At 44.9% G+C, this 17,866-nt stretch carries 10 protein-coding genes; 5 read left to right on the top strand and 5 right to left on the bottom strand.

Annotation, left to right across the window (positions count from 1 at the left end; translation table 11 throughout):
• Window positions 1-47 precede the first annotated feature (47 nt).
• The 5 genes from PI95_RS37155 to PI95_RS09910 all read left to right on the top strand — a co-directional run bounded on the left by PI95_RS37155 (window position 48) and on the right by PI95_RS09910 (window position 9,125).
• A complete protein-coding gene (locus PI95_RS37155) occupies window positions 48-1,415 on the top strand; it encodes a beta-ketoacyl synthase N-terminal-like domain-containing protein (RefSeq protein WP_039752422.1) in 1,368 nt (455 codons plus the stop codon).
• Window positions 1,408-4,764, top strand: coding sequence for a PfaB family protein (locus PI95_RS09925; protein WP_039752421.1), 3,357 nt, complete (start codon window positions 1,408-1,410; stop codon window positions 4,762-4,764). Before PI95_RS37155 ends, PI95_RS09925 begins: the two co-directional genes overlap by 8 nt.
• 78 nt (window positions 4,765-4,842) lie before the next feature.
• Entirely contained in the window at window positions 4,843-6,510 is a 1,668-nt protein-coding gene (locus PI95_RS09920) for a PfaD family polyunsaturated fatty acid/polyketide biosynthesis protein (protein WP_039752420.1), read from the top strand.
• Between the two features lie 8 nt (window positions 6,511-6,518).
• Window positions 6,519-8,039, top strand: coding sequence for a thioester reductase domain-containing protein (locus tag PI95_RS09915; RefSeq protein WP_039752419.1), 1,521 nt, complete (start codon window positions 6,519-6,521; stop codon window positions 8,037-8,039).
• Between the two features lie 84 nt (window positions 8,040-8,123).
• On the top strand, window positions 8,124-9,125 hold the full coding sequence (locus PI95_RS09910) for an NAD-dependent epimerase/dehydratase family protein (RefSeq protein WP_039752418.1): 1,002 nt from the start codon (window positions 8,124-8,126) through the stop codon (window positions 9,123-9,125).
• A 16-nt stretch (window positions 9,126-9,141) separates the two neighbouring features.
• Here the strand turns inward: PI95_RS09910 and PI95_RS35795 are convergent, their stop codons facing one another.
• The 5 genes from PI95_RS35795 to PI95_RS09870 form a co-directional block, all read right to left on the bottom strand.
• Window positions 9,142-15,213: a GAF domain-containing protein gene (locus tag PI95_RS35795; protein WP_236117013.1), complete on the bottom strand. Its 6,072-nt coding sequence runs from the start codon at window positions 15,211-15,213 to the stop codon at window positions 9,142-9,144.
• Window positions 15,214-15,430: 217 nt separating this feature from the next.
• Window positions 15,431-15,640: a hypothetical protein gene (locus PI95_RS37455; protein WP_507236759.1), complete on the bottom strand. Its 210-nt coding sequence runs from the start codon at window positions 15,638-15,640 to the stop codon at window positions 15,431-15,433.
• A gap of 93 nt (window positions 15,641-15,733) precedes the next feature.
• On the bottom strand, window positions 15,734-16,177 hold the full coding sequence (locus PI95_RS35785) for a XisI protein (RefSeq protein ID WP_039752415.1): 444 nt from the start codon (window positions 16,175-16,177) through the stop codon (window positions 15,734-15,736).
• Window positions 16,165-16,581, bottom strand: coding sequence for a XisH family protein (locus PI95_RS09875; RefSeq protein WP_039752414.1), 417 nt, complete (start codon window positions 16,579-16,581; stop codon window positions 16,165-16,167). The genes PI95_RS35785 and PI95_RS09875 overlap by 13 nt, the downstream gene beginning before the upstream one ends.
• A gap of 9 nt (window positions 16,582-16,590) precedes the next feature.
• Window positions 16,591-17,866: hybrid sensor histidine kinase/response regulator (locus tag PI95_RS09870; protein ID WP_236117012.1), on the bottom strand; the 1,276-nt coding region annotated here is incomplete at its 5' end.

The raw sequence follows: 17,866 nt of genomic DNA, 5'->3' as shown, positions 1-17,866 counted from the left end.
AATTTGAATTGACCCCCTTTAGCTAAACCCAAACGAGGATATCAGCAGTGGAGAAAATCGCCATAATTGGCTTATCATGCCTTTTTCCTGGGGCTAAAAATCCAGAAGAATTCTGGCAGAATCTTAACGAACAGAAAGATTCAATATCATCTGTAACTATTGAGGATATCGGAGTAGATCCGGCAATCTTTTACGATCCAGTAAAAGGGAAACCCGAAACAATCTATAACCTCAATGGAGGATTTGTCCGTAACTTTAAATTTGAGCCAACTGAATATAATTTACCACCCGAACTACTTGCTAGTTTGGATAACACTTTTCAATGGTCGCTGTACGCTGCTAAACAAGCGATTCAGCAAAGTGGTTATTTGGGCAATCAAGCTGTACTCTCTAAATGCGGCGTAATTTTAGGTACTTTATCTTTACCTACAAAAGCTTCTAATCAATTGTTTGCTCCTATTTATCAGCAAACAATACAGCCAGCAATTCAGGAACTTTTGCAAGAGAAAGACTTTCATTTGCCTTCTTTAGCGACATCTATCAAAGCGTCTCCTTATAACGCTATGATATCAGGCTTTCCAGCAGCGATGGTCGCTCAAGCTCTGTCTTTATCGAATATTCATTTTTGCTTAGACGCAGCTTGTTCTTCACCTTTATATGCGATTAAACTGGCATCTCATTATTTGCGATCGCATAAAGCTGACTTAATGCTAGCTGGGGGAATTAGTTGTGCCGATCCGCTCTTTTTGCGAATGTTCTTTTGTGGTATCCAAGGATATCCCGAAAATGACATCAGCCGTCCTTTAGACAACACATCCAGAGGGCTAATTACCGCCGACGGTATAGGAATGTTTGTCTTAAAAAGACACAGTGATGCTATCAGAGATGGCGATAACATTTTAGCGACAATTTGCGGCATTGGACTCTCAAACGATGGTAGGGGCAAGCATTTATTAAGTCCTAATTCTCAAGGGCAAATTCTCGCTTTTGAGCGAGCATACACTGAAGCTGAACTCAGCCCCAAAGATATCGATTACATGGAGTGCCATGCTACCGGCACATTATTAGGAGATACCACCGAATTTAACTCTGTCGAAACATTTTTTGGTGAACATCAAGCAACACCTTTAGTCGGTTCTGTGAAGGCAAATGTCGGACACCTAATGGTTGCTGCCGGTTCGGTGAGCTTAATGAAAGTCATTTTGAGCATGTGTGGAAATATAATTCCCGCAACAATTAATGTCACCGATCCTATCGGCTCTGATGACAATGTAATTGCACCTAAAAGAATTGTTATAAATGCCACTAAATGGCGGGGAAAAGCATCAGTTAAACGTGCAGCTCTAAGTGCTTTTGGTTTTGGTGGAACTAACGCTCATTTAATTCTCGAAAGAGGGGAAAAAGACAATGACTGAACAATCTGCAAAAATTGCCCTCGTCGGTATGGATGCCTTTTTTGGTGAGTGCAATGGATTAGATGCTTTTGAACGTAGCATTTATGACGGAACACAGCATTTTATTTCTTTACCACCGAAAAGATGGCAAGGTATCGAAGAGCAAGAAACCTTACTTAAGAAGTACGATTTACCAGAAGGGAAAGCACCAATAGGAGCATACATTAAAGATTTTGAAATCGATACTTTCGCTTACAAAATTCCCCCAAATGAAGTAGAAAAGTTAAATCCGCAACAATTATTACTGTTAAAAGTTGCCGATCGCGCTTTGAAAGATGCACAAATTAAAGAGGGTGAAAATGTCGCAGTAATTATTGCTGCTGAAACCGAACTATCTGTTCATCAGTTACAGCAACGATGGAATTTCTCCTGGCAAATAAAAGATGGTTTAAACGCTGGGGAAATTTCCTTACCTAGCGAAAAAGTTACTCAATTAGAAACGATTGTTAAAGACGGACTTCACCATCAAGTTGATATTGGTGAATATCTCAGTTACATCGGTAACATCATGGCGAGTCGGATTTCTTCGCTATGGAATTTTAGCGGTCCTTCCTTCACCATCACAGCGGTAGAAAATTCTGCTCTCAAAGCGCTGGAAGTGGCAGAAATGCTACTTACTTCCGGAGAAGTTGATACTGTGCTAGTTGGCGCTGTAGACTTAGCTGGCGGTGTGGAAAATGTATTATTGCGGAGTCAATTAGCAAAAATTAATACAGGTGTCCCAACTCTCAGTTATGACCAAAAAGCCGACGGCTGGATGGTTGGTGAAGGTGCGGGAGCAGTTGTCCTCAAACGTCACGACACCGCGCTAGAAAAAGGGGAACGCATCTATGCAGTCATTGATGCTCTTAGCTTGGGGCAAGGTCATCATACTCCAACTCAATTAAATAGCGGTATCGTCACCGCAGATACAGAGACCGTCAACTCTACCTGCAAACAAGCTTTCCAGATTGCAGGTATTGAACCGAAAGAGATTAAGTATCTGGAAGTGTACGGTAGTGGGGTTCCCCAAGAAGACGAAGCGGAAATTGCCGGGTTACTGCAAGCTTATCCTCCGACTGGGGATGGATTAGATTGTGCAATTGGTAGTGTTAAAGCTAACATCGGTCACACCTTTGTGGCGTCGGGAATCGCCAGTTTGATAAAAACCGCTCTGTGTCTCTATCACAGATATATTCCCGGATGCCCGAAATGGTCTGGAGTGAAAACGCCGCAAGTTTGGCAAGGTAGTCCTTTTTACGTCGCTACCGAATCTAGACCTTGGTTTCTCGGCAAAGAAAGCACGCGCAGAGTAGCAGCAATTAACAGCATGGGCATAGATGGGACATTTGCCCACGTCATCTTGTCGGAACAACCGAACCAGAAAGAACGCAGCAGCACATATTTACAGCAAACCCCATTTTATTTGTTTCCAATTGCAGCAAGCGATCGCACCGAATTACTACAGCATCTTACCGCACTCCAACAAAGTATCGAAAAGTCTTCTTCTCTGTCAGCTACAGCTAACCATAGTTTTACTGCTTTTAAACAGAATCCTGATGCAAAATATGCTCTCTCCATTCTCGGACGTAACAAAAAAGAATTAACCAGAGAAATCGAATCTGCACGCAAAGGTGTAAATAATGCCTTTGAAAAAGATATAGATTGGCTAACACCTCTTGGTAGTTATTTTACGGCTAAACCATTAGGTAAACAAGGCGGTATTGCCTACGTTTATCCAGCAGCAGTTAACGCTTATGTTGGTTTAGGTCGGAATTTATTCCGCTTATTTCCCAAAGTCCACAATGACGAGATTGTTCAAAGTCTTTACAAGCGTGCTGCTGACGTTGAGAGATTGGTATTTCCCAGAAGCTTGAATAAGTTGACAACCAGACAATTAGAAACTTTGGAAAAGCAACTCTTAGATGATTCTTTGGCATTATTTGAAGCAGAAATGCTGCATACCAGACTCACCACAACTATCATCCAAGACGATTTTCAAATCAAGCCAAAATTTGTCTTTGGATATAGTTTGGGTGAAACTAGTATGATGGTTGCTCAAGGAATTTGGAGCAATTTTTACCAAGGAAGTAACAACTTTAATTCATCACCTTTATTTGGTGAAAGATTATCTGGTGCAAAAAACGCCGTTCGTGAATATTGGGGATTACCAAAAGCAGCATCAAACGACAACAATTTTTGGAGTAACTATGTATTGATAGCCTCAGCATCTGAGGTGCAAGAGTGTATTAAAAACGAGAACCGCGTTTATTTAACTCAGATTAATACACCCGAAGAAGTTGTAATTGCTGGTGAAACAGCAGCTTGTGAGAGAGTAATTAAAACTTTGGGTTGCGATGCTTTCCGCGCTCCCTTCGACCACGTAATACATTGCGAACCGATGCAATCGGAGTACGAAGAACTAGTTAAAGTTAACACATTACCGACAAGTCAAAACCTTCCTGATGCTACTTTTTACTCAGCATTGGAGCATAAACCGATCGCACTTGAAAGTCAGGCGATCGCTCACAGTGTCGCCAAAGTCCTTTGTTCACAACTTGATTTTCTCCAATTAGTTAATCAAGTTTACTCCGATGGAGCGAAAATATTTATCGAAGCCGGTGCAGGTAGCGTTTGTTCTCGGTGGATTGACAAAATTCTCGATGGTAAAGAACATCTCACCGTATCCCTAAATCGAAGAGGTGTAGATGACCATACATCTTTTGTTAAAGCATTAGCTAAACTCGTCAGCCATCGAGTTGAACTCGACTTATCACCACTCTACATTCAGGCAAAAGAAACTACAAGTCAACGATTACCAACAATTAGAAATATCACCTTAGGTGGTAAACCAATTCTTTCTACAATCCTGAGTGAAGAAAACCGGAAACTTTTCCAAAATCAAGCTCAGAAAAAAGTAGTAAAACGTATTTCCATCCAAGAACAAACTAGAGAACTGATAAATTCTTCCAAGGCTGGTAGCAAACACAACAATATTCCGCCATCTCCAACAAAACAAGAGGAAGTTCCCATGAAAAATATCATTGATAACAGTTTTCAGCCTAGAGAAATATCACAATCTTATCAGTCTACCACCACGAAAGAGAGAATTACTCAATCGATTCCTCGTCCACCTGTTGCAACTGAGATAAATCATACAGTAAATCTAAGCGATTTACGTAATTCTCAGTATCAAAAATTGAGTAAGAACAATTCAAGCATTACAAAAACCCACACCGCGTTTCTACAAGCTAGACAGGAATTTAGCCAGCAAATGAGCGAAATCATTCAATTACAGTTAGCCTGCGCCGAAAATTTGCTTAATCAGTAAAGAGATGTAGTAAGCGCTGAAGCGCTTCAGCGCTTACTACATAATAATCTATCACTTCTATTTTGAGGGTTAACCACATTGAAAACTGTAGATACGCTATCGAATAAATATAATGATGGGCTTCGTTTTTCTGCCTCATCTTACAACCAAAATCAGCTTTGGAAATGTTCCTTAGATTGTGTATCTTTTGACCGCCAAGGTATCAAAGAAAAACTTTTGGCTATAGATAAACCTTGTTATATCGTTAGAGTTGAAGGCAGAATCGGTGTCACTAACGAAGGTTATTCTTGTCCTAACGAACATAGCGGTAAACCAGGAACAGTAGAACTGCTGATGGCTGTTCCACCAATTTCAATTCAAAACTTAGGCGACCCCACTTTTCTCTCTTTTCATAATGTTAAATATGCCTATGCGACTGGCGCAATGGCTGGGGGAATTGCTTCTGAAGAAATGGTCATCGCACTAGGAAAAGAGAAAATTTTGAGTTCCTTTGGTGCAGGTGGATTAAGTCCAGAACGTCTGGAAGTAGCCATTAAACGCATTCAAGAAGCTTTACCTTATGGTCCTTACGCTTTTAATTTAATTCACAGTCCCAACGAACCTGCAATTGAACGTCGTGCAGTAGATTTATACCTTAAATATGGCGTAAAAACTGTAGAAGCTTCGGCATTTTTAGACTTAACTCCCAACATTGTTTATTACCGTGTTGCTGGATTAAGTTTGAATGCAGCAAATGAAATCGAAATAAAAAACAAAGTTCTTGCTAAAATTTCGCGCCGAGAAGTTGCTAGCAAATTTATGCAACCAGCGCCAGCAAAAATTATCAAAGAATTACTTCAACAAGGATTAATTAGTGAATTGCAGGCTAATTTAGCAGCCAAAGTTCCAATGGCTGATGATATTATTGCCGAAGCCGATTCTGGTGGTCATACAGATAATCGTCCCCTAGTTTGTCTGTTACCTTCAATTATTGCCTTGAGAGATGAAATTCAAGAACAATATCAATACGAAAAACCGATTAGAGTTGGTGTAGCTGGAGGAATTGCCACCCCAGAATCAGCGTTAGCTGCCTTTATAATGGGTGCTGCTTTTGTAGTTACTGGTTCAATTAATCAGTCGTGTATTGAATCTGGAGCTTGCGAACATACTAAGAAATTGTTAGCTCAAGCAGAAATGGCTGATGTCATCATGGCACCGGCAGCAGATATGTTTGAAATGGGGGTAAAACTTCAAGTCCTCAAAAGAGCAACTCTCTTCCCCATGCGAGCGCAGAAATTATATGAGTTATATAGAAGCTATAACTCGGTTGAAGAAATTCCTCTTGCTGAAAGAGAGAAATTAGAAAAACAAGTTTTCCGCAAAACTATAGCTGAAGTATGGGAAGGAACTGCTGCTTATTTATCGCAAAAAAATCCGGAAAAATTGGCGAAAGCAGTCAATAATCCTAAATTGAAAATGGCTCTAATTTTTCGTTGGTATTTAGGCTTATCTTCGCGTTGGTCTAGTTCTGGTGAAAAAGGTCGAGAAGTCGATTATCAAATTTGGTGCGGTCCCGCTATGGGTAGCTTCAATGACTGGGTACGCGGTTCTTATTTATCTGAGCCAGAAAATCGCCGAGTAGTTGATGTAGCTCATCACATCATGACAGGAGCCGCATTTTTATATCGCATACAAAACTTGAAAATTCAAGGATTGCAAGTAGCAGATTTTTACAGTCAATATCGTCCGGAAGTTTCTAAATTTTAGGTGTGTAAATGAGCTTATCAAATACCGCAAATCAGCCTCATAGTGCTGAAGATATCCAAACCTTTTTAGTGTCAAATATTGCTGAATTGCTCAAAGTCGAAACTGATGAAATAGATATCCAAGAAAACTTGGAAAACTACGGTTTGAGTTCAGCACAGGCAATGATGATTGTGAGTAGATTGGAAGATTTACTCGGATTTCAACCGTCTCCAGTTCTACTGTGGCATTATCCAAATATTGAATCACTTTCACAGCGTTTAGCTGAAGAATCAGAAGATACAAAAGTTATCGGTGATTCAAATTCGGTTATCAAGAATACAACTCCTGTCGTAGATTTGAAAGCTGAAGCTGTTCTCGATTCTAGCATCCGTCCTGTTACATTATCTTTTCAGCCTGTAGTTGAACCAGAACGAATTTTTATAACTGGTGGAACTGGTTTTCTCGGAGCTTTCTTAATCGAAGAATTGCTACAGCAAACGCAAGCTACTATCTACTGCTTAGTACGTGCTGCCAATGTAGAGGAAGGCAAAAATAAACTGATAAAAAATCTCCGACAGTATGCACTTTGGGATGATAGTTTTAATTCCCGAATCATTCCTGTTGTTGGTGATTTGTCTCAGCCATTGTTAGGAATTGGTGCCGAACAATTTCAAATGTTGGCGACAAATATTGACACTATTTATCATAGTGCTGCTTTGTTGAATTATGTTTATCCCTATTCAGCACTGAAAGCAGCTAATGTTCTGGGAACTCAGGAAATTTTGAAATTAGCATGTCAAATCAAAGTTAAACCTGTACATTATGTTTCCAGCGTCGCTGTTTTTGAATCTAATGCTTATGCTGGTAAAGTTGTCAAAGAAGACGATGAATTTGAGCATTGGCAAGGTATTCATCTTGGTTATTCTCAAACAAAATGGGTTGCAGAAAAGTTAGTTAAAATTGCAGGCGATCGCGGACTCCCAATTACTATCCACAGACCCCCATTAATAGCCGGACATAGCCAAACTGGTGTCTCCAACACACACGATTTTATCTGTTTGATGGCAAAAGGTTGTCTGCAAATGGGAAGTTTCCCGGAAGTAGATTATATGTTGGATATGTCTCCTGTAGACTATGTAAGTAAAGCTATTGTTTATCTATCAAGACAGAAAGAATCGATAGGTAAAGCTTTTCATCTACAACATCCTCAACCTGTTCCTTTAACTGTTTTAGTTGATTGGGTGCGTTCTTTTGGTTATCCAGTTGATGTGATTTCTTACGACGCTTGGCAAGAAAAATTAATTAACAATGTGACTTCTGCGGAAAATCCTTTATACACGCTGCGACCCTTTTTACTTGAGCGTAGGTCTGAAGAACAATTGACTATTCCCGATTTATATTTGAAAGCAAGAAGACCGGAAATCAGTTGTGAGGATACCCTGAATGCATTAGCAGGAAGTGGGGTTATTTGTGCGCCAATTGACTCCAAATTGTTTATGACTTATACCGCTTATTTGATTGAAAGCGGTTTCTTGAATTTGGCTGACTAAGTATATTGCACTTCTCGTAGTAAGCACTTCAGTGCTTTGAAAACAAGCGCTGAAGCGCTTACTACATCAACACAAAATAAATTTATGAACCTTGAAAACAAAACTTTACTGATAACCGGAATTGGGGGATTTATTGGCTTACGTGCTACCGAGTTAGCGATCGCTCACAATATGCATGTTCGCGGACTCCAACACTCCCTAGCTAAGGCAAAATTAGCTCAAAACCTCGGCGCAGAAGTCGTTATCGGTAGCATCACCGACCCAATTGCAGCCTCACACGCTTGCCAAGGCGTTGATATTGTAATGCATACAGCCGCCCTGGTGAAAGAAGGAGGCGCGTTAGAAGAGTTTCGCGAGGTAAATGTTGGTGGAAGCTTAAATATGGCTCATGCTGCCAAAAACGCTGGAGCAAAAATCTTTATTCACATTTCTAGCGTTATGGTGTATGGCTTTAATTATCCCAACAAAGTGACAGAATCAGGACCTTTTTACGGCGATAATAATCCTTACTGTCAAACAAAAATCGAAGCCGAAAAAGAACTTTTAAAGTTAAATTCGCCCGATTTTGGCGTGATTATTATTCGACCCGCAGATGTCTATGGACCTGGAAGTAACTCTTGGGTAATTCGTCCGCTTTCACTAATGCACAAAAGAAAGTTTTTTCTACCTAACGGTGGAAGCGGAATAATGAATCATATATATATAGATAACTTGATTGATGCAATTTTTCTCGCTATCGAAAAAGAAGCTTACGGAGAAGCTTTTAATGTCACTGATGGGCAAGAAACTACTTGGAAAGAATATGCGACTCGTTTAGCTAAAGTTGCAAATTTACCTAAACCTTTTTCTCTCCCTGCATCTGTTGTTAAGTTTTTAATTAAGCTGCAATGTTTGCAACAAAAAATGTTAGGTCAAGAAGTAGATATTTTGCCGGAATCTATAGATTTTTTAACTCGACGTTATGCTTATTCGATTGAAAAAGCAAAGAATCAGTTAGGTTATACACCGAATGTTTCTTTAGATCAAGGGATGGAATTTGTGCAGGAATGGTTGAAAAAAACAGATATAAAAAAACTGATTTCGTAATAAAAGCTAGGAAGCGCTATATTAAGGGTAATTTGACAATAAAAGTTGCACCCTGCCCAATACCAGGACTTTGGGCGTGGATAGTACCACCGTGGAGTTCTATGAGGTTGCGTGCGATCGCAAGTCCTAACCCCAGTCCTTTTTTAGAGGCTGATGCTTGACGAAAAGTGTCAAAGATGTATGGCAGAAACTCGGCATCTATTCCGCAGCCAGTATCACTTACTGAGATTTGGGCTTGAGTTTCATTAGTTTGAACACAAACCTTAATTCTTCCTCCAGTAGGAGTAAATTTGACGGCATTAGTAAGTAAATTCAAAATAATTTGCTGCAAACGGTCTGGATCGCCTTGTACTATTGTTGGTGAAGGGTCAAGCGTACACTTTAAGCGAATGTTTTTAGTTGTACAACTTTGATGCACTGTGGCGATCGCAGCTTCAATTACTTCTTGCAGTTCAACTGGCTGGAGATTTAGACTGATTTTACCCGCCGTGATGCGCGAGATATCTAGCAAATCTTCAATCAGTTTGGCTTGCAAAGTGGCATTGCGTTCTATCGTCTCCAAGGATTTCGTCAACATCGATTGATTGGGCTGGCTGCTACGCAGTAACCGCGTCCAACCGAGAATAGCGACCAGGGGGGTATTAAGTTCGTCAGAAACTGTCGCTAGCAATTCATCCTTCTTACGATTGATTGTTTTTTCCTGGTGGAGTGCTTGGGAGCGCAACTGTGCCATTTGGAGATGGGCTAAGACACGGGTGACAAGTTCGCTGGCAGAGAAGGGTTTAATTAGGTAATCGTCAGCACCAGCTTGCAGCCCTTCAATTACAGACTCTTCTCCAGCACGGGCAGACAGCAAGATGATGGGTACTTCTTTTGTCCGCGCATCAGCCCGTAATGCTCGCAGTAACTCAAAACCGTCTAACCCTGGCATCATTACATCACTGAGTATCAAATCTGGCACTCGCTCAGTAGCCGCTGCCAGTGCAGTTGTTCCATCTGCGACAGCTTCTACTTTAACGTGTTCGCTTAATATACGTTTAAGGTAATCGCGTATATCGGCATTATCATCGACAACGAGGATATGATCTGGGGGGGCAGTTTTAGTATTTGAGTTCGCCGAAATAGTATTTGAGTTCGCCGAAATAGTATTTGAGTTCGCCGAAATAGTATTTGAGTTCGCCGAAATAGTATTTGAGTTCGCCGAAATAGTTTCTGAGTTCGCCGAAATAGTATTTGAGTTCGCCGAAATAGTTTCTGAGTTCGCCGAAATAGTATTTGAGATAGATGAAAGAGTATCTATTTTCTCCCCTGCCCCCTGCCCCCCTGCTTCTTCCGGCAACCAGCGCTCTGCCTCTTGAACATAAGGTGCAGCACCTAATGCAGTTGATGTCAGCGTGCGTGTTGCTGTGATACGATCGCCTACATCGAGTTGTAGGCGACGTGCGCTATCGCGCCCCGCTGACGCTCCTAACGTCGCTACCGCTTCGCTAACGCTAACGCTTGGCAGGTGGGCTGTACCTAATAGAATTGTGACGGTGAAGCAGCTTCCTACTCCCACGGTACTGCTGACATCTACAGTTCCGCCATGCAGTCGAATTAATTCCTGCACTAAAGCTAAACCAATACCAGACCCTTCATGAGTTCTGGCTTTTGTTCCTCGCACTTGGTAAAATCGCTTCATAAGATGGGGTAATTCTTCAGGTACAATGCCCGTGCCTGTATCTTCTACCTGTAGCGTTACATGACGGTCATCAGCAAGATGCAGCCTGACGGCAATTTCACCTTCTAAGGTAAACTTAAAGGCGTTGGAGAGCAAGTTGAGAACAATTTTCTCCCACATTTCCCGGTCTACGTATACAGGCTCGCTTATTGGTGGGCAATCGACCACTAGCCGCAGCCCAGCCCGTTCAATGGCAGAACGAAATACACTGGCTAACTCAGTTGTGTACAGTGCCAAGTCGGTTGGTTCATAAACTGCTTCCATGCGTCCAGCTTCGATGCGGGAGAAGTCGAGCAGGGTATTAACCAGTTTCAGCAAACGCAAGCTATTGCGATGGACAAGTTCTAGACGTTCGCGTTGTTCTTGAGTTAGGGAATTGGACGAATCGCTCAAAGCATCTTGCAGCAAAGCCAGCATCAGCGTCAGCGGAGTCCGAAACTCGTGCGAGACGTTGCTGAAGAAGTTTGTTTTGGCGCGATCGAGTTCTGCCAGTGATTCAGCGCGTTGACGTTCTTCTTCGCGGGCGGATTGTTCTCGAACCCGCTGAATTTCTGATTCGCGCAATTCTGTTTCGGCACGGGCGCGGATGATGGTTGCCCAGATGCGTTCGGCGGTTTCGCGGACGAGTTCGATTTCCGCCGCCAACCACTCACGCGGCGCGGATTCGGTGACGCAGAGCGAGCCTACCAACTTGCCTGCTTTGATAAGCGGTACGGTGATATGCGCGGTAATCCTGACAGCCGCCATCATCTCACGGTCGGCTTTGGGAATGATGTCCGAGGTTTCCGCATCCGCGACGATGATAGTTTCGCCCCTTTGAAGGAACGGCATAGTCCAGTCGTAATCCGCTACCTGATAAACGCCAACGAGCGAGGGCGAGTCACCGCGCAAATAATTTTGATTGACGCGCGTGTAACTCCCCGCCTCATTGAATTCGACGTAGTAGGCGCGGTCAACGCCTAAATGTTCGCCCAGCAGCCGACTCGCTTCCGCCTGAATTTCAACGGAGTCAGCCAGTGGGCGCAGTGCGTCGCTGAGCTTTAGCAAAAATGCCTGCCGCTCCTCACTCTCGCGCAGCATCGCGTCCGCTTTCTTCTGGGTCGTGATGTCGTCGTAGAGCACGGTGACGCGATCACCGCTGGCGGGGTAGACGAATTGGTCGAACCAGATGTCGAGCGGCGGAAAAAAGAGTTGAGATCGCTGAGACTTGCCGCTGCGGACTACGCCGTCGAAAAGCTCCAGCAAATCAGGATCGACACCCCCGAACAACTCGCTGATCAGCCGACCTTGCGCGGACGCGACGGGTATGCCTGTGTAGCGCTCGAAAGCCGGATTGATCTCGCCGATGCGATAATCGATGGCTTTGCCCGCCTCGTCCCGGACGAGCTCGGCGAGCGCGAAGCCTTGTCCCATCGTCTCGAACAGCGATCGATATTTATCCTCCGATTCGCGCAAGGCTTGTTCAGCACGGGCGCGTTCGACCGCCGCCCAGGTGCGATCAGCAACGTCCTCCAAGAGCGCGATTGCGTCATCCGTCCATTCTCGCGACGACGTATCAACCAGCACCAAGAGCGCGATCAGCCGCCCGTTCTTGACAAGTGGCACGCCCAGAGCCGACTTCATCTTGATCGCGTTATAACGCTCGGCGATGAGCCGATTGAACAACGGAAAAGTGGATATGTCTGGGGCGTTGAACACACTTCCTGCGTGCAGGAAATCGGTAAACTCTGGAACTTCTGAGAGATCATGAACGCCAACTATCGACGGCAAGCCTTCTTTCACAGCATCTCGCAGAATTGTCGCAACCGTGCCAGTCTCATCGAACTCGCCATAGTAGCACCAGCCGACATCGAATTGCTCGCGCAACAGACAAGTTGCCTCACCCTGAATCTCTGCGGGGTCGGAGAGCGATCGCAGTGCATCCGACAACTTGACCCGGAACGCATCCATCTCAGCAGCACGACGCAATTGTGCTTCTGCCTGTTTGCGATCGGTGATGTCGTCGAAAACAATGGCGACTTGTCGGTTGCCCTCGCCGCCGATGCGCGAGACGTAAGCCGAATACCAATGCCCGGTCGGTTCGTGGTAATTTTCAACGCGCTGCGTTTCGCCCGTCCGCGCCGCTTTGTCATAGATTTCGAGCCAGTAGCTTTCGGTATTTGGGGCAAGCTCGCTGCCCAATTTGCCCATCGGATTTTCGAGTCCCGTCTGCCGTCCCCAGACCTGATTGGCTTCCAGAATATGGTAATCAACCGCTCGCCCGTTTTCGTCTCGTATCATTTCGATAAGCGCATAGCCTTCGTCAATCGAATTAAACAGCGATCGATATTTGGCTTCCGATTCGTGCAAGGTGACTTGGGCTTGCCGCTGCTCAATCAAGTCAGCCGCTTGGCGGGCGAGTAAATCGAGAAAGCGCAGTTCCCGTTCTGTCGGTCGATGGTGTTTGCACCAGTGGGTCGAAACCATGCCGATCGCTCTGCCCGAACGGGAAATTAGGGGGGTTGACTGTCCGCAGAGAAATCCTGCCTCTACGAGCTTTTGCAGCGAACCACCGGGGTCCTCACTGGCGGGTACATCATAATTAATAATTGCCCGTTTTCGAGTTGCTAGAGCAATGCCACAGGCAGTATTGGAACTAGCGTCAAGACGATAGAAATACTCGACTGTCTTTTGTTCTAAACCTTGACTAGCAAGCAATAATATGTATTGAGTTTCTTCTTCCAAAATTTGAATTGTCCCAGCATCAGCCTGCATGAGGTCAACCGCAGCAGCCACAATCTCGTCGTAAAGCACCTGAATATTGTCTTCCGATGCCAGGTAGGTGCTCAGTTCGTGTAAGCGTTGAGTATCTCGCAGGTCGGCGGCAATGGCGACCTGGGCTTGTCGTTGCTCAATCAGGTCAGCGGCTTGGCGGGCGAGTAAATCGAGAAAGCGTAGTTCGCGTTCTGTGGGTCGATGGTGTTTGCGCCAATGAGTTGAAACCATGCCGATCGCTTTGCCCGAACGGGTAATCAGCGGTGTGGACTGTGCCGAGAGATAGCCCTCCTCACGGTGCAGTCGCATTTCCGCATGCGGGTCTTCGCTCTCTGGCACATCGAAATCAACGAAGGTGCGCTTGCCCGTTGTCAATGCTATACCGCAAGGCGTGTTTGAACCCGCGTTGACGCGATAGAAATGCTCCGTCAGCTTTTGCCCCGCGCCTTGAGTGGCAAGCAGCACGAGATCCTGTGTCGCTTCATCGAGAATTTGGATCGATCCCGCATCTGCTCGTGTGAGGGCGATCGCCGTTGCCACAATTTCTTGATACAGCGTTTGAATGTCATCTTCAGCCACCAACCGCGTACTGAGTTCGTGCAGCCGTTGCGTGTCTTCGAGATTGGCAGCAGCATCGGCTTCGGCTTGTTTGCGTTCGCTGATGTCATAGGAAACGGCAAGCACTGCATAAACTTCGCCGTTTGGCAACCGTAGCGGCGTTCCGCGTGAGATGAACGAGCGATCGTGTGCATCGTGTTCATGCTCAAATGGCTCGCCAGCAAGAGCCTGACGGTACAGCACCTCGTAATTCACCGTTAATTCCGGCGTCATCACCTCGAAAATCGTCTGCCCCACCAAATCTTCGGGTTTAAATCCGGCTGCGGACAACGCTTCTCCTTCGGCAAGCAGGTAGCGGAGATCGCGATCGACGACAAACGCAGCCCCACCCGGTAGATTCTCGATCAAAGCACGCGAACGTTCTTGGGCTTGCTTGCGTTCAGCAATTTCCGTTTCTAAGGTAGCGTTGGCAGCCAGCAGTTCCTTAGTTTGTCGCTGATTCAAAAGTAGAGTGGCAGCGGTAAAGTCTGCCAAACTCGCCATCACCCGCACATCTTCACTGTCAAAGTGCCGCTGTTGATCATGCGACAAAATCCAGATTGTGCCAAAAGCGCGATCGTCCGCAATTAAGGGTAATACTAAGCTTTCAACGATGGGAGTGTTTACTTCCTGCAAATAGGTGAAATACCGTTCGGGATGGGAATAAAGCACAGGGGCATTGCGATCGAGACAAATTCCACAGGGGCTAAAATTACGGGGTATTGTGCCGCCGTACTGTTCCTCTGTTCCTTTTAATACATGAGCGCGAAAGACTTCTTCCCCACTGGGCAGCACTTCGAGTAAACTGACTCCTGCGGTTTCTGCACAGCATAAGTCTAGTGCAATGTCAACTACAGTTTGGAGCATCGTTTCCGGCTGATTCACCAACTGCCGCACCAATGCGTGCAATGCCTGATTTTCTCTTAGTAAGTTTGCAGTCCGAGGGTTTCGCCGGGACAACTCCTCGGTGATGACAATATCCTCTAGCGTGACTGTTTCTCTTTGAGGTCGTAGCATGGCGCTTATGGCTTTGGCTTTGGCAACAATTTTATCTTACTTAAAGGGGTTTAAAACGCCATCCCAAGATCGATTGCTTGAGCGTGTTGAGGTTGAAATCCCCACCAGAAATAAGACCGCAAGAAAGCAGGGAGCGCTTCGGTGCAGGGGGAAAGAGACTTTTGCGATTTTTGCTCAGACGCGGTAATCATAAGCGATTAACCGGACTTGATATAAACTAATTATGCGGACATGATATAAGACAGTCGCTACCAAAACACTTATGGGAACCGTTTCCCAACTTGTGGGAACTGTTTCGCAACTTGTGGGAACCGTTACGCAACTTATGGGAACCGTTTCGCAACTTATGGGAACCGTTACGCAACTTGTGGGAACCGTTTCCCAACTTGTGGGAACCGTTACGCAACTTGTGGGAACCGTTACGCAACTTGTGGGAACCGTTACGCAACTTGTGGGAACGGTTTCCCAACTTGTGGGAACGGTTTCCCAACTTGTGGGAACGGTCTAATATGGTTTCACTTCAAGGCTTGCTGCCAACATCTGTGTGTAAAGCAGCGGCAAGCCGTTCTCTTACCTTGGGCGATCGCAATCCTAAAACAATATCTTGGGATGCAATGCCCTTCGGGTTCGGCAGTCCCCCATCGACGGGAAGCGGAGCCACTGCGTTGGACGGGTCTCCCGGCATAAAGCAAGTGGCGTCCAAGACGGGGGCTGCCTCACCACGCGAAATCAGTTCTCGATCTATGAAAATTTCAGTGCTGTTGTGCTGAATCCAGACTTTGCCCGAAATCAGGTCTAGCTGCATAGCGCAACCGTAGATACGATATTCGCCGCGCCAGCCATTGTGCATAACGAGATAGCGATCGCGCTCAATATCAAAGATTAATTGAGCTTCTGGATCGTCAGCGGCAAAATCTTCTAAAAAATCCTGTACAATTTGGCGATATTGGTTTACTCGATCCATTGCTCAATCACCTCTCGATCTGAATTGTAAATAATCAATCGAACGTCATAGCGGTCTATCACGGTTTTGGCTGGTTCAAACCGCAAAAAGCTTTGGTGTACATCGCTTGGAACTGCCAAATAAAGAATGCGATCTGGTTCTTCTGAAACTTCTAAGGCAATACGATAATTCAAGAATTGTCCAAGGGCAGTATGAAATTCGGAAATAGCTGAACTTGACACAAAACTTTTGATTTCAACTGCAATTTTACGTCCTGCTTTTTCGGCAGCAATAGCTTCTTCTGCCGCAAGGTCAATGTAAATATCGGCAATGCCATAGCGCAGACGATAGGGATCGTGGGTGATTGTCCAGCCGTCTTTTTGCAGTGCTAGCTTGACAATATTGTGAAAAATGTCTTTTGCCATATTCCCCTATCAAACTAATGGCAGCTTGACAATAAACGTTGCGCCTCGTCCAACTCCCTCACTCGCTACCTCAATTGTACCTTTGTGCAGTTGGACGAGTTGACGAGCGATCGCAAGCCCCAGTCCCAATCCTCCTGGTGAGTGTCTGCTGGGAACCTCTGCTTGAGTAAAGCGATCGAAAACGTAAGGCAGAAACTCGGCACTAATTCCCACACCTGTATCTTTGATTTGCAGCGTCGCTTGAGAAGCGATAGCATCAAACCAAACTTCTATAACTCCCCCCTTGGGTGTAAATTTAATTGCATTGGCAAGTAATTCTCTGACAATTTGCTGCAAGCGATCGCGATCGCCGAAAACGGTGTCATTTTGTTGACAAGTTGCCTGGAACGTTTTTACAATATGAATCTTCTTTTCCTTAGCATTTGAGGACGTATTGATAACTTCTTCAATAATCTCCGTGAGTTTAACTGGCTGGCGAGCCAAGCAAACATTACCTGAGATAATAGTTGAAATGTCTAGCAAATTCTCAATTAGCTTTGCCTGATTCTTAGCATTGCGTTCAATTGTATCTAAAGCACGTAAAACAGTAGCCTCATCAAGCGCCTTGGAACGTAGTAAACGAGTCCAGCCAAGAATAGCAACTAAGGGAGCATGAAGTTCGTGCGTAACTGTTGCGATAAATTCATCTTTGAAGCGATTAGAAAATAGCTCCTGGCGCAGACGATAAGAGTGTAAATGAGATTCTACACGAGTTAGCAGTTCACGAGCCGAAAAAGGCTTAATCAGGTAGTCATCAGCTCCTGCTTGCAAACCCTCAATTGCCGCTTCTTCCCCTGCACGAGCCGACAGTAGGATGATGGGTATACCTTTTGTCTTTGGGTCAGCACGCAATGCACTCAGCAATTGAAACCCGTCCATTTCTGGCATCATCACATCAGTAAGTACCAAATCTGGCGGTTGCTCACAAACAGCAGCTAGTGCAGCTGCTCCATTAGCTACAGCTTGTACTTGCCATTGCTTTTGTAGCAGACGCGCTACATAGTCTCGCATATCGGCATTATCATCGACTAACAAAATGCGTGCAGTCGATAACCCAGAGGGCTTTATGGGGGGTGGGTTTGGGACCGCCATAAAATGGCGGTCCCAAACCCACAAATTTTTTTCTTTTTGCCACTGTAACGCTTCCTGGACGTAGGGAGCAGCACCTAGTAATGTTGATGCTAGTGTAGGTTTGGTACTGATTTGTTCGCTTGGCAAGTGCGATGAGCCTGTAGGCAGTGTTACT

Origin of the sequence: Hassallia byssoidea VB512170 (assembly GCF_000817785.2) — a bacterium.
Taxonomy (GTDB): Bacteria; Cyanobacteriota; Cyanobacteriia; order Cyanobacteriales; family Nostocaceae; genus Hassallia; species Hassallia carrinoi.
Note: the sequence above shows the minus strand (reverse complement) of the source record. Positions and strands in the feature narration are given on the sequence as shown.

Coding starts and splice junctions, on each gene's coding strand:
- PI95_RS09875 (WP_039752414.1), bottom strand. CDS start 16,581: ATGGCAAAAGACATTTTTCACAATATTGTCAAGCTAGCACTGCAAAAA.
- PI95_RS35795 (WP_236117013.1), bottom strand. CDS start 15,213: ATGCTACGACCTCAAAGAGAAACAGTCACGCTAGAGGATATTGTCATC.
- PI95_RS09910 (WP_039752418.1), top strand. CDS start 8,124: ATGAACCTTGAAAACAAAACTTTACTGATAACCGGAATTGGGGGATTT.
- PI95_RS09915 (WP_039752419.1), top strand. CDS start 6,519: ATGAGCTTATCAAATACCGCAAATCAGCCTCATAGTGCTGAAGATATC.
- PI95_RS35785 (WP_039752415.1), bottom strand. CDS start 16,177: ATGGATCGAGTAAACCAATATCGCCAAATTGTACAGGATTTTTTAGAA.
- PI95_RS09925 (WP_039752421.1), top strand. CDS start 1,408: ATGACTGAACAATCTGCAAAAATTGCCCTCGTCGGTATGGATGCCTTT.